Source organism: Halalkalibacter oceani, assembly GCF_023715605.1.
Taxonomy (GTDB): Bacteria; Bacillota; Bacilli; order Bacillales; family Bacillaceae_D; genus Halalkalibacter; species Halalkalibacter oceani.
Window position 1 is genome coordinate 118,700 of record NZ_JAMBOL010000008.1, and the last position, 13,868, is coordinate 132,567.

Here is a 13,868-nt window from a genome sequence, read left to right on the forward strand (position 1 = left end):
GTCACGCCTCTCCTCTCTTTGCCTTTCCAATATAATAGAGCACATCAGCAAACTGCTCAGACATCCGGTCGACATCGACGACGCCGGCTATATCCTGCAGAATGACCGCTTCGCCCATCTCCCGTAATCGCGCCGCCTCCTGAAAAGCCTCGGCCCGTCTTTCCTTGCTGAACATAATACATGTTTGCTTTGGCTTTGGCGCAGTTTTTCCGATTGCTTCGACCAGCAAGTCCAGTCTCAGACCAAATCCGGTCGCCTGCCCCGGCCGCTTAAACTTGCCAAGCAGCTCATCATATCGTCCGCCACTGCAAAGCGGGACACCGAGCTTGCTGCCATAGCCTTCAAAAACCGCTCCCGTATAATAGCTCATATGCAGGACGAGGTTTAAATCAAGCTTGACGAAATCCTCAATGCCGTAGCTTTCCAGAACATTCCACAATTCCTCCAGCTCGGCCAATGCCGACATTCCCTGCTCGGTCGAAATTAACTCTTTCGCTGAGTCAAGTGTATCTTTGCCGCCGCGCAGCTTCAGCAAACCGAGAAGCCGACGCTGGTCAATCGACGATAATGGCAGGTTTTTCACATGCTCACGAAAGCCGACATAATTTTTTTCATACAGAAATCTGCGTAACGTATCGGCCCGTTCAGCATTGCCGACAATATCAAGCAAAAGAGCGTTCACATAGCCAATATGCCCGATCGCTACCTTAAAATGTGACAAGCCGGCCCGCTTTAACGAAGCGATCATTAGCGCAATGACTTCTCCGTCAGCGCTGACTGTGCCATCGCCGATCAGCTCTACTCCAAGCTGTTCAAATTCGGCAGGCTTCCCGCCCTCATGCTGCTGGGCACGGTAAACATTTGATTGATAGGCGAGGCGCAATGGGTAGGCGGCCTGCTTTAAGCTTGAGGCGACCAGTCTGGCAATCGGCGCAGTCATATCCGGCCGAAGGACCAGCGTATTGCCCTGCTGATCAAGCAGTTTAAAAAGCTGCTGATCCAAAATCGCCGAAGCGACACCAACGGTCTCATAATATTCCAACGTCGGCGTCTCAATCAGTTGATAGCCCCATGCTTCCATTTCTGCTTCCAGCTGCGTCCGTATTTGCTTTTTCGTCTCATACATTTCAGGTAACGTATCCCGCATTCCTAGCGGCTTTTCAAACATAAACGGCTTTGACATTACTGAACCCCCATTTCACTTTCTTTACGTCTATCATTATATTTTACTTTAGTTCGCTAATATGCTACCAAGATAAAGCATATTCATAGTGTACTCTTCTCCTCGTAGCCCGTCAACAAAAAATCTCCCCCAATTTTATCACATTTCAGTCAATTTCCCCTCTTTTCCTCGAAAGAAGAAACGACTATCTCGGCAAATGAAAAAAAGGAGTGCGTCAAAAGGATTTGTTTCCTTTTGGCACACCCCGCTAAGGCAGTGAAGTCTGGATTATTAGGCCTTTTTTTCGAGCATTGTCATCACTGTTTCGAGCAATACATTGACGCCCTTTTCACAATCTTCCCATGTTGTCAGCTCCTCCTCACAATGGCTTTTCCCATTCTTACTGCGAACAAAAACCATCGCTGACGGGATGTAGCTGGCGAGAAATTGCGCGTCGTGACCGGCTCCGCTCACCATTCGCTTGTACGGATAGTCGAGCGACTTGACTGATTGCTCAAGCTGATTGCATATTTCCTCATCAAACCAGACGGTATCCCGGCTCCATAGCTTCGTTACGCTGACTTCGCAGCCTTCATGATCTTCCATTGTCGCAATTCCCTGTACGATCTCCTCGACCCGGCGAATCTCCTCTGCATCCTTATGCCTTGCTTCCAGCGTAAATACAACCTTATTCGGGATGACCGTATGAATATTCGGCCAAACATTCATCCTCCCCATCGTATAGACGAGCTCCGGATCAAGTTGATTTAATTGCTGCCGCGCCTTTGTAATGAAATGATTTGCTGCAAAAAGAGCATCCTTTCTCATCCCCATCGGCGTCGTCCCGGCATGATCTGATTCTCCGCTCACTTCAATTTCATAGCAGACCATCCCTAAGACACATTCCACCACCCCGACCGGCAGTCCCTCGCTTTCAAGTACAGGCCCCTGTTCAATATGAAGCTCGAGAAAAGCCGCCGCTTCCCTGAGCCGGTTTCTTTCATCACCGGCATAGCCGATTTCATCGAGCGCTTCTCTAAAGGTAACGCCGTCCGTGTCCCGCTTTTCCATCATCGCCGCTTTATCAAATTTACCGGAAAGAACCCCGGATGCCATCATCGACGGTTCAAAGCGCGCCCCCTCTTCATTGGTCATATTGACAATTGTAATTGGAACTTGCGGCTTCACCTGATGGTCAACTAACGTCCGAACGATTTCCAAACCGGCTAACACACCAAGCACGCCGTCAAAGCGACCACCCTTTTTCACCGAATCAAGATGGGAACCGATCACAATCGGCGGTTTATCCTCGACTCCGGCAAGCGTCGCATAAATGTTTCCCATGTCATCAACTTTGACCTCCATGCCCAGCTCCTTACAGCATGAAACAAAATGATCGCGCGCCAGTCGATCCTCTTCAGATAACGCCAACCGGGTCACTCCATTTCCTTCCGTCCTCCCAAAATCGGCAAACTGCTCTAACGACTTTCGTAACCGCTCTCCGTTGATGACCAGCTTTTGCTTCCTCATTTCCTTTCACTCCTCGGTATCTTTTTTAGCAGAATGATATTATTAAATCATTAACTTGTATATTAATATCATTATTACATAAAATATTTAATTTGACTATTAATAATTTACTATTCTGAATTATTATTGGTTTCTTAGACCGGGCTTTAACCTAAAAGCAAAGCCCATACCGAAGAGATCTGCCTCTTCGGTATGGGCTGGCGTGACTTGCAGACTATTATTGCTGGGGCAGCTTGACAGCGAGAACATCGACACTTTCAATCGTTGGCGGCTGTGTGAAGAAATCGGGGGCGTTTCTCATCAATTCTTCGGCAACAAGTCCCGATAAATGCCTTTGTCGTCCCGCATCATCGGGAAAGGCGTTAAAGATCCCGTATGTCGTCGGTCCGAGGCGCAAGGCGAACCATGCCACCGTTTCTTCTTCGCTTTGAATAATCGGCAGACTTCCACGCAGAAACGTTTCAATCTCGCCCTCCTTTTCAGGCTTGGCTTCCAACCGTACATACAATCCGACATTCACCATACTTCCGTCCTCCTTTTCGTATCACATGCAGCATGCTACCTTCTCTTACGCTTATACCCCGCTCGTTTGATCTGCTAAACCTTTTTACTTTGTTCGCGCAACCATTCCGCCGCGTCAGCTTCCGAAAGAACCTCGATACCGTGCCGCCGCAATAAGGCGGTCGTCACCCCGCTGCCAGCGATACGCCGATCGCGGAATTGTCCGTCATAAATCAGCGCGCTGCCGCAGGAAGGACTGCTTTCTTTCAGAATCACCGCTTTCGCCCGCAGCTCTTTCACGACACGGAATGTCCTTTGTGCGCCTGCAATGTATTGGGCCGTCACATCCCGGCCTGATTTCTCAACTACCTTCGCCCGCCCGTCAAGAACATCATTCCCGTCTCCGCCGACAATTTCCGCCGGATCGCGTGGAGTGTCAAAGCCTCCAAGAAGCTCCGGACAAAGGGCCAGCGCCTTCTTTTCACTGACTAATCTTCTAATCTCTTCATGTAAGCTGTCCGTCCCATTATAACGAACCGGCTGCCCCGCCAAACATGAACTCACAACAATCATCCAACCCCACCTCCCATTAAACAAACGTTTACTTAAAAGAAAAACACGCTCTTCGTTTTTCTATTTTGAAGCAATGTGCGGATCCGCCACGATCTTTTAAAGTCCGGTGTGAGTGGCGAGAAAAGCCATTGCCAATAGGTCAACCGCTAGCTTTGTCTCAAGCTCTGCCTAGCACAAAACCACTGCCCTTTCCAAAAACCGCAACAGAAAAAGGCTGCCCCTTAGGCATACTTTGCCTGTGGTGCAACCTTTATGCGCTTATGATGCGCTGTCAGCACGCTCACTGAGCCACTGCTCGTATTCTTCTTTCGTTTGCGAGCTTTCGAGCCGTGATTCTTCTTCCCCATTTTCAAAGTGAATCACGGTCGGCGTCACGTTAATGCCAAAGTCCGCCCACGCCTCTTCAAATTCAAGCACGTTAAGCAGTTCAAGATTTACGCCTATTTCTTCCGCTGTCGGAACAAGCACAGGGCTCGTCTGTTGACAAGCCGGACAAGTCGGCGAATAGAAATAAATCGTTTTGTCTTCCCCATTCTCAAGGCTGGCCTGCAGCTCGTCCGGCAAAATGATATTTTGATACAGCGGGTCATCGAGCTGCTTTATCGTACTCGGGTCAAGGCGTTCTTTTCCAAATGGATTTCCTTCTGACGCCTGCTGCGATTTCATTGAAGTGACGATAGCCAAAGCGGCGAATAAAACGACAACAATTCCGCCGTAAACCAAAAGCTTCTTCATTTACTTTCCTCTCCTCTTCACTAACATAACCATACAAATCGTGATTCCCACAAAAGCGGTTAAGGCAAGAAATGGAATCGTAATAAAACCGGCATAATTAATATACTCCATTGCACACGGGACAAGGCCGCAGGAATCGGTCTGGCCCAACGCATCAACCTTTTGCAGCAAATAATGATAAATCGAGAAGCCCATGCCAATCACGGCCAACGGCAGCACATAAAAAGCAGCAGCGGTCTCTTTTCTAATCAGCGCAACCCCGAGAATAATCGGGATGGGGTACATAAAAATCCGCTGAGTCCAGCACAATTCACATGGTATATAGCCAACAATCTCAGAAAAATACAAACTGCCAAGCGTGGCAATCAAAGACAAAAGCCAAGCGATCATCAGCAGCTGCTCATTTTGTTTACTCATCTCTCTTCCCCACTTTATCTCCAGCGTCCACGTTCATTTTACACAGCCCCACTTACAAAAGTAAAGTTATATGATTACCATTCTTCCTCCGGCTGACTTGTCACGCTGCGAATCACTCTCATCGGGTTGCCGCCAACAAAAGTGCCTGGAGCCACATCTTTATGAACGAGCGTTCCCGCCGAGACGATTGCGCCGCTGCCGATGGTCACGCCGGGCAGGATCGTTGTATTTGCCCCGATCATCACCTCATCACCGATCACCACATCACCGAGGCGATACTCTTTAATGAGATACTCATGGGCCAAAATCGTCGTATTGTAGCCGATAATCGTGTTGCGCCCGATTGAAATCTTCTCGGGAAACATAATATCCATCATCACCATTAACGCGACCGCTGTTTCCTCACCGACTTTCATCTTCAAAAATGTTCGATAGAGCCAGTTTTTCAGACGAGGCCAGGGCGTATAACGAGCCAGCTGGATAATGATGAAATTTTTCATGACTTTCCAAAAAGGAACCGTTTTGTAAATATGCCAGAGTGAATTCGCCGTTTCAACAGGAAAACGCTCTGTTTTTCTGCTCATGATTCGTCCGCTCCAATGATCGCCAGCAGATCGCGCATATTCGATAAAATATAGTCAGGCTGATAAGAGCGAATGTTTTCCTCTCCTTTAATCGACCAGCCGACGATCGCCGTTGGAATGCCGAGGTTCTTACCGGCCTGCACGTCATAGTGGCTGTCACCGATCATCATCGCCGTTTCCTTGCTTGCGCCAAGGGCGGCTAACGCTTTTTCCAAAGGCTCGGGATCCGGCTTCGCTTTTGTCACATCATCGAGACCGATGACGACGTCAAAAAATTGGTCAAGCCCTGTCAGCTTCAGTCCCATCAAAGCAGTCTTTCTAATTTTCGTCGTCACGATCGCCAGCTTATAGCCTTGCTCGTGAAGGCGTTCGACCGTTTCATACACGCCTTCGTATTCCTCGACCAGTTCATCATGCTTTTCATGATTGAAGGCGCGGTACGTCGCAATCATCTCATCAACCCGCTCGGCATCAACTTTGCGGAAGCTGTCAATTAAAGGGGGACCGATAAAGTCAATCGCATGCTCGCGTGTATATTCGCCTGGCTTATATTTGTCAAGCGTATGAAGAAATGAAGCGATAATCAGTTCATTTGTATTAATTAACGTGCCGTCTAAATCAAAGAGTAGTGTCTCAATATTCATAGCTCGTTTCCTTTCTCTCCAGCTTTTGTTTTTTCTCAACCCGGTCCCAAATGACGGAAATCGCCAGCGTCAGCAAAATCGCGGTAACGATGCGGATAATCAAGAGCGGCCATACTGGAATACCGAGCGGAATGAAGATTAATGTATCTTCAACGACGGCATGACAGGCGACAAGAAAGATGACGATCAAATACATATCTTTTTTGGAAATCCCGTCTTCTTTAGCGGCTTGAATGATCACGCCGGCTCCGAATGCCAAGCCGATCGTCAGGCCGGAGACTAATGTTGTTGACGTATTTTCCTGCACGCGCAGCAGCTTCGTTAACGGCCTCATCGCTTTCGCCATCACTTTAATCCAGTTTCGCTCCTTCATCACCTGAATCACAACCATTAACGGGATGACGATTAGCGCAAGCTGAAAAATCCCGAGCGCCGCGCTTGTGACGCCGTCCCAGCCAATCGCCAGCCAGCTGTTGAGCTCCGGCTGCTGAGCAGCGGATACAAAGCCGTATTGGGCCATTTCCTGGCCGCCCTGCCAGAAAAGATTGATGACAAACGCAGCGACGATTGCCAGCCCGATGCGCACGGCAAGGATGACCGACATCCGCACCCCGACTTTGGCGGCTACTGCCGACTCTACGAGCAAATTATGCGAGAATGAAAGCATCACAGCAAGAATGAAGACTTCCTTGACGGTTAAGTCCATCGTCAAAATCGCGCCGATTCCAGCGTATAAATTCAAAATATTCCCCAGGACAAGCGGAATCGCCGCCTCGCCCGGCAAGCCGATCCAGCCCATTACCGGCGCCAGTAGTCGCGCGATCCAATCAAGAACCGGCGTATGGCCTAAAATCGTCACGATCAGCGTAATCGGGAATATAATCTTGCCTAATGTCCAAGTCGTTTCCAACCCGACGCGCAAGCCTCTCTTTACTACACCCATTTGTCTCTCCTCCACTCTTTTCTCTCCAGTTATTTCTTTTTCTTTTTTGAGCGTCCTTTCCGCTGCTGCTTAGGTGGAAGAGCCGGATCGTGATAGCGCGGAGTGTCCGCCTGTTTCCGGCGATAAATCCAAAGAATGACCGCACCGACGATCAGGACGACCGAAATAACCTGAGCGGTTCTGAGCACGCCGCCAATCAGCAAATAGTCTAACCGGATTCCTTCGATCACAAAGCGGCCGACTGAATACCAGATGACGTACGTGAAAAAGATTTCCCCTTGAAGCAGGTTGAGACGCCGTAAATATAAAAGCAGGACAACGCCCGCCAGACTCCACAATGATTCATAAAGAAAGGTTGGATGATAATAAGTACCATCAATATACATTTGATTAATAATAAACTCCGGCAACAGCAGGCCTTCAAGAAATTCTCTCGTGACGGGGCCGCCGTACACCTCCTGGTTCATAAAGTTTCCCCAGCGGCCAATGGCCTGCCCGAGCAGAATGCTAGGTGCCGCAACATCAGCGAGCTGCCAAAAGGAGAGGTTGTGTTTTTTTGTGAAGAAATAAGCTGTCAGCACCCCGCCGATCAGCGCTCCGTGAATCGCAATTCCGCCTTCCCATATATAGAAAACGCGAATCGGATCGTCGGCAAACTGCTCCCAGCGGAAGATGACATAATAAATCCGGGCCGAAATAATCGAAATCGGAATCGCATAAAGAAGCAGATCGGCGAATGTTTCCTTCGGCATTCCCCGCTTAACGGATTCCCTCGCTGCCAGTAAATAGCCAAGCAGGACGCCGACACCGATAATCACCCCGTACCAGTAAATCCGAATCGGACCTAATTCAAGAAAAATCCTACTTAATGGTTCAATTGTTTCCTCCATCTTGCCACCTCATTTTATTTAAATTCATCATGATCGCCGGCCTCAATAACGCCCGTTAACCGTTCGGAAAACTCCTGTGCCGCATCAAAGCCAAGCCGCTTCAAACGGAAATTCATCGCCGCGACTTCAATAATAACGGCTAAGTTTCGTCCAGGACGGACAGGCACCGTCAGCTTCGTCACTTCAGTATCGATAATCCTCATTTTTTCTTCTTCAAGCCCCAAGCGGTCATAGGCTTTGTTCTGATCCCACAGCTCGAGATGAATACAGAGGGTGATCCGCTTATAAGGCCGTACCGCCCCTGCGCCGAACAACGTCATGACATTAATAATACCGAGTCCTCTAATTTCAAGCAAATGCTTGATCAAATCCGGAGAACGCCCGACCAATGTCCCTTCATTCTCCTGGCGAATCTCGACTGAATCATCAGCGACGAGACGATGCCCCCTTCTGACTAAATCAAGGGCGGTTTCGCTTTTTCCGACGCCGCTATTTCCAGTAATCAGGACGCCGATTCCATAAATATCGACTAACACACCGTGAACCGCCGTCATCGGCGCCAGCTTACTTTCAAGATAGGTTGTAATAATACTACTTAATCGCGTTGTCGGCATGCTGGAACGCAAAATCGGCACACCAAACTCCTCGGCTGCCTGGAGCAGCTCTTTCGGCGCTTCCAAATCACGGGAAATGACAATCCCCGGTGTGTCATATGTACAGAGCTTTTCCATCCGGTTCTCTTTTTCTTGATCGCTCAACTGCTTAAAGAAGCCAAGCTCCGTCCGTCCAAGCAATTGAAGACGTCTTGCCGGATAGTAGGTGAAGTACCCGGCCATCTCAATTCCCGGCCGTGAAATATCGCTCGTCGTAATCGGGCGATAAATCCCTTCTTCACCAGCTAAAAGCTCGAATTGAAAATCCTCCAGTAAATTATTTGCGGTTACCTTATCCACTGCTAGTTCCCTCGCTTTCACGTAAGCTTCCTAACCGTTTTCCTATCTTATACATCCTATATATTAGCACAAAACCTGACAGAAATCCGAAAAGTCCATTGGTCTAAAAAGCAAAGAGCCTGGACCAAAAGGTTCGTTGTCCCTTTTGGCCCAGGCCTTCAACTTGGCATGTAAGCTGAAACGGAAAGCAGGAATAGGTGAGCTGCCACGTTGTCGTCCCTATCCTTTTTGGATCGGCTTCACGACGAATGACTGGATTAACGCGATCAGAACAGCCGCTATAATAGCCGTCCCCAAGCCGCTAATCGAAAAGGCATCGCCCATCAAAGCAGCGGTTAACAACAAGGTGAATGCGCTGATTACGAATAAAAACAAACCGAGTGTCAAAATCGTAATCGGCAGCGTAAGCACAATGAGGATCGGCTTGACAATCGCATTAACAATTGACAAGAGAAAACTGGCGATAATCGCTGCTGTAAAACCGGAAAGCTCAAAGCCGTCGAACAGATAGGAGATCCCAATTAAAATAACAGCATTGAGTAACAGACCGGCTAACCACCTCACGCCTGATTCACGTCCTCGTCATTCGGGATGATCGCGGCGGCAATCACATAGCCGATCACCATTGGAAAACCAACCGTCACAATTAATAAAAACACAGCGATCAGCCGGATAATCGTCGCGTCAATCGAGAAATATTCCGCCAATCCCCCGCAGACACCGGCAATTTTCCGGTCGTACTGCGATCGATAAAGTCGCTTTTTCACTTTCCTCACCTCATTCGTATAAATCCTTCACATGAATGGATCCTGTATTTGTCAGCGCATTGATTTTGACACGCGGAGAAGAGTCCTGATTGCCGATAAAGCTTAATGTTTTCTGGGCAAACTCTTTTTTCTCCTCCAGCACTTCATAGTCTGCAAGCCCAACGGCGAAGCTGCCAACATTCGTTTTTAGCTTTCCTTCGACCCGAAGCTTCTTCGGCACGAACAAATGAACGCTGCCGGTCGTCGCCTTCAAATCCGCGTAGCCTGATTCAGTCAGCCCTGCCATTTCATACGTGATCGAGCCGTTGACGGTTTCCGCGTCGAGATCTTGAATCGTACCGGCTAAGGTGATGCCTCCGTTAATTGTTTTTACATCAATGACATCAATCGTCGTATCCTTATATTCAATTGCCCCATTAACCGTTTCGGCGATCACCTTTTTCGCCTGGACCTGTTCAAAGGAAATCGCGCCATTCATCGCATTGACATCCAATGTGTCAGCGTCGATTCCCTTTCCATTTATTTGACCGTTAAACGTATACAGCTTAATATGGTCGAAGGTTGTCCGCGGCACATAGACAGTCGCCTGCACCTTCATCGATTTTGTTTTCGTATGGAACATCAGCTTATTTTCATTCACCCGGAACGTTGACTGCTGTAAGAAAAAGCGTCGTGCCTCTTCGCTGTCCTTCACCCGGTAAACCTTTGCCTGGCACTCAATCCGCACATCGGGTTCATCCCATGGCTGGAAAGACAATGAACCGTTCTCCAGCGAAATATCGAGCGCTGTCGGCGAGCTTTCGCGATGCTGAAAAATGTGGTCAATCTCAATCGCCGGCCCAAAGTTGAAGTCCAGATCAACATCCTTAATCTTCTGAATCGTGCTTTCGATAAAGGAAGTGAACATATTGGCGGCAGAAGTCGTCGTCTGACGGGCCCGCTTCCGGTAGCTCTCTCCTTCATCCCAGTTCACTTTCGTCGAGACACCCGTCTCCTGCTGCTCCTTCTCTCCCTTATCAATGGCTTCCAACAGCTTGAGACCTTCTTCTGCTGTAATCTTTCCATCCTCAATCATTTTCAAAATCATTTTACGTTCTTCCATGATTCGACTCACTCCTTAATTGGTGAAATCAGACAGCTATCAGTAACATCCCACTCTACCATTGTTATACGGACGAAAAAGGCAACAGGTTTCAACAACCGGGCAAAACTTTACATAGTTTCTTCATTGTTCGACATACCCGTCTGGCAGCCATCAAAAACAACTTCTTACAAGTCACTCTAGTTTATACTACTGTTGACTCTGTAATTCCTTTTCTTTTATCCGCTCTTCCATTCTTGCGCGGTCACGCTCAAGAATCGGCTTCAAATAGCGCCCTGTATAAGAACCCTCGACCTCAGCCACCTGTTCCGGTGTCCCCTCAGCGACAATTTGCCCTCCTTTATCGCCGCCTTCCGGTCCGAGGTCGATGATATGATCAACCGTTTTAATCACATCCAGATTGTGCTCAATCACAAGCACCGTATCGCCGTTATCCACGAGACGCTGCAACACCTTCAACAGCCGGTCAATATCATCGACGTGCAGTCCCGTCGTCGGCTCATCGAGAATATAAATCGTCCGTCCCGTTGCCCGCTTATGAAGCTGGGAAGCGAGTTTAACCCGCTGGGCTTCCCCGCCGGAGAGCGTCGTCGCCGGCTGACCAAGGCGGACGTAGCCAAGTCCGACATCGACGAGCGTCTGGATTTTTCGCTTGATCTTCGGAATGTTGGCGAAAAACTCGACGGCCTCCTCGACGGTCATTTCCAGGACATCGGCAATCGTTTTTCCTTTATACTTGATTTCCAATGTTTCGCGATTATAGCGTTTGCCGCCGCATACTTCACAAGGAACATAGACATCCGGTAAAAAGTGCATTTCGATTTTAATAATCCCGTCGCCGCGGCACGCTTCACAGCGGCCACCTTTCACATTGAAACTGAAGCGGCCTTTTTTGTAGCCGCGTACCTTCGCTTCGTTCGTCATCGCGAACACATCGCGAATATCGTCAAATACGCTTGTATACGTCGCCGGATTGGAGCGCGGCGTCCGCCCGATCGGCGACTGGTCAATATCAATCACCTTGTCGATTTCCTCAAGGCCGACAATCTCCTTGTGCTCACCAGGCTTATCCTTCGCACGGTGCAGCTTTTGCGCCAACGATTTATAGACAATCTCATTAATTAACGTGCTCTTGCCCGAGCCGGAAACACCGGTAACGGCGATAAACTGACCAAGGGGAAAAGAGACCGTTACATTTTGCAAATTGTTTGCACTTGCTTTTTTCACCGTGAAGCTCCGGCCATTCGACGGTCGGCGTGAAGCTGGAACGGGAATGAATTTCTTCCCCGACAAATATTGTCCCGTTAATGACTGATCATTTTCCTGAATTTCAGCCGGCGTTCCTGCAGCTGTAATGTAACCGCCGTGAATCCCGGCTCCCGGCCCAATGTCAATAATATAATCGGCGGCCATCATCGTATCTTCATCATGCTCGACGACGATCAGCGTATTGCCGAGGTCACGCATATGCTCAAGCGTTTTAATCAGGCGGTCATTATCACGCTGGTGCAAGCCGATGGACGGCTCATCAAGAATATAAAGCACGCCCATTAAAGAGGAACCGATTTGCGTCGCGAGGCGGATCCGTTGCGCTTCGCCGCCTGATAATGTTCCCGCCGCCCGTCCGAGAGACAAATAATCAAGACCGACATTCACGAGAAAGCCAAGCCGGTCATTAATTTCCTTTAAAATAAGACGGGCAATTGCCGTTTCTTTTTCAGTCAGCTCGAGGCTCTCGAAGAAGCGCATCGCATCCTTTACAGAGAGCGAAGAGACTTGACCGATATGCTTCCCGCCGATAAACACTGCCAAAGCTTCGCGCTTTAAACGATACCCTTTACAAGTCGGACAGTGTTTCTGCGTCATATAGGCTTCCATCTGCTCGCGAATATAATCAGAGCTTGTTTCGTGATAGCGCCGGGCAATATTTGGAATCACGCCTTCAAAAACGATCATATTCTCACGCACTTGTCCAAATTCATTTTCATAGCGGAAATAAATCTTCTCCTTGCCGCTGCCGTATAAAATTTTTTCAAATTGCGCCTCGGGAATCTGCTCAACCGGAGTATCAAGGTCAATCCCGTAGTGCTCGGCAACCGCCGCAAGCAGCTGTGGATAATATTGCGAGCTTGTCGGCTCCCACGCGGCAATCGCATGCTCACGCAACGTCTTAGTCCGATCCGGTACAACAAGCTCTGGATCAACTTCCAGCTTCACACCAAGTCCGTCACATGAAGGACAAGCGCCAAACGGGCTGTTAAATGAAAACATCCGCGGTTGAAGCTCCGGTATCGAAAACCCGCATTCCGGGCAGGCGTGATGCTGACTAAATAACAGTTCTTCGTCATCAATCACATCAACGAGCACCCGGCCATCAGCCAAAGCGAGGGCGGCCTCCAATGAGTCGGCAAGCCGGGTTTCGATTCCTTCTTTAATCACGATCCGGTCAATGACAACTTCAATGCTGTGTTTTTTATTTTTTTCCAATTCAATATCTTCGGCAATCTCACGCATTTCTCCGTCAACCCGGACCCGGACATAGCCCTGCTTCTTCATTTCCTCCAACACTTTGACATGGGTTCCCTTCCGGCCGGACACGAGCGGAGCGAGAATTTGCATCTTCGTCCGTTCAGGGTATTCAATCAGACGATCAACCATTTGCTGAATCGTTTGCGAAGAAATCTCAATCCCGTGCTTCGGACAAACCGGACGCCCAATCCGCGCATACAGCAGACGCAAATAATCAAAAATCTCCGTCACTGTGCCAACAGTTGAACGCGGGTTACGGCTTGTTGTTTTCTGGTCAATCGAAATGGCCGGAGACAAGCCTTCAATCGCATCGACATCCGGCTTATCCATCTGGCCCAAAAACTGGCGCGCGTACGCCGAGAGCGACTCGACATACCGTCTCTGCCCTTCGGCGTAAATCGTATCAAAAGCCAAAGAGGACTTTCCTGAGCCCGACAGTCCTGTCAATACGACAAGTTTATCCCGCGGAATGGTCACATCAATGTTTTTTAAATTATGAGAGCGTGCTCCTTTTACGACGATCTTTTCTAATGCCAAG

15 protein-coding genes are annotated in these 13,868 nt (G+C 48.9%); all 15 read right to left on the minus strand.

The genetic code is table 11. The features are described from left to right. Window position 1 precedes the first annotated feature (1 nt). The 15 genes from M3202_RS10985 to uvrA all read right to left on the minus strand — a co-directional run bounded on the left by M3202_RS10985 (window position 2) and on the right by uvrA (window position 13,867). Window positions 2-1,183, minus strand: coding sequence for an ATP phosphoribosyltransferase regulatory subunit (locus M3202_RS10985; protein ID WP_251223384.1), 1,182 nt, complete (start codon window positions 1,181-1,183; stop codon window positions 2-4). Window positions 1,184-1,453: 270 nt separating this feature from the next. Next, a complete protein-coding gene (locus M3202_RS10990; RefSeq protein WP_251223385.1) occupies window positions 1,454-2,692 on the minus strand; it encodes a Zn-dependent hydrolase in 1,239 nt (412 codons plus the stop codon). 217 nt (window positions 2,693-2,909) lie between these two features. Further along, complete coding sequence (locus M3202_RS10995) at window positions 2,910-3,215, minus strand: putative quinol monooxygenase (RefSeq protein WP_251223386.1); 306 nt, start codon at window positions 3,213-3,215, stop codon at window positions 2,910-2,912. A 74-nt stretch (window positions 3,216-3,289) separates the two neighbouring features. Further along, entirely contained in the window at window positions 3,290-3,766 is a 477-nt protein-coding gene (locus M3202_RS11000) for a 2-thiouracil desulfurase family protein (protein WP_251223387.1), read from the minus strand. Between the two features lie 258 nt (window positions 3,767-4,024). Beyond that, entirely contained in the window at window positions 4,025-4,501 is a 477-nt protein-coding gene (locus M3202_RS11005; protein ID WP_251223388.1) for a thioredoxin family protein, read from the minus strand. Continuing rightward, entirely contained in the window at window positions 4,502-4,918 is a 417-nt protein-coding gene (locus M3202_RS11010) for a disulfide oxidoreductase (RefSeq protein ID WP_251223389.1), read from the minus strand. A 74-nt stretch (window positions 4,919-4,992) separates the two neighbouring features. Next, entirely contained in the window at window positions 4,993-5,502 is a 510-nt protein-coding gene (locus M3202_RS11015; RefSeq protein WP_251223390.1) for an acyltransferase, read from the minus strand. Then, entirely contained in the window at window positions 5,499-6,146 is a 648-nt protein-coding gene (gene ppaX, locus M3202_RS11020) for a pyrophosphatase PpaX (protein ID WP_251223391.1), read from the minus strand. Before ppaX ends, M3202_RS11015 begins: the two co-directional genes overlap by 4 nt. Beyond that, on the minus strand, window positions 6,136-7,089 hold the full coding sequence (locus tag M3202_RS11025; RefSeq protein ID WP_251223392.1) for a nucleoside recognition domain-containing protein: 954 nt from the start codon (window positions 7,087-7,089) through the stop codon (window positions 6,136-6,138). Before M3202_RS11025 ends, ppaX begins: the two co-directional genes overlap by 11 nt. 29 nt (window positions 7,090-7,118) lie before the next feature. Next, the gene (lgt, locus tag M3202_RS11030; protein WP_251223393.1) at window positions 7,119-7,979 is read right to left on the minus strand and encodes a prolipoprotein diacylglyceryl transferase; all 861 of its coding nucleotides are present in this window, start codon (window positions 7,977-7,979) and stop codon (window positions 7,119-7,121) included. Window positions 7,980-7,993: 14 nt separating this feature from the next. Continuing rightward, window positions 7,994-8,932 (minus strand): HPr(Ser) kinase/phosphatase, encoded by a 939-nt coding sequence (gene hprK / locus M3202_RS11035; protein ID WP_251223434.1) that lies wholly within the window; start codon window positions 8,930-8,932, stop codon window positions 7,994-7,996. Between the two features lie 219 nt (window positions 8,933-9,151). After that, window positions 9,152-9,496, minus strand: a complete 345-nt coding sequence (locus M3202_RS11040; protein WP_251223394.1) for a phage holin family protein — start codon at window positions 9,494-9,496, stop codon at window positions 9,152-9,154. Continuing rightward, window positions 9,493-9,699: a PspC domain-containing protein gene (locus M3202_RS11045; protein WP_251223395.1), complete on the minus strand. Its 207-nt coding sequence runs from the start codon at window positions 9,697-9,699 to the stop codon at window positions 9,493-9,495. The genes M3202_RS11040 and M3202_RS11045 overlap by 4 nt, the downstream gene beginning before the upstream one ends. A gap of 10 nt (window positions 9,700-9,709) precedes the next feature. Next, window positions 9,710-10,801 carry a DUF4097 family beta strand repeat-containing protein gene (locus M3202_RS11050; protein ID WP_251223396.1) on the minus strand — a complete coding sequence of 364 codons (1,092 nt, stop codon included), beginning with the start codon at window positions 10,799-10,801 and terminating at the stop codon, window positions 9,710-9,712. Between the two features lie 189 nt (window positions 10,802-10,990). Next, the gene (uvrA, locus tag M3202_RS11055) at window positions 10,991-13,867 is read right to left on the minus strand and encodes an excinuclease ABC subunit UvrA (RefSeq protein WP_251223397.1); all 2,877 of its coding nucleotides are present in this window, start codon (window positions 13,865-13,867) and stop codon (window positions 10,991-10,993) included. Window position 13,868: the final 1 nt, after the last annotated feature.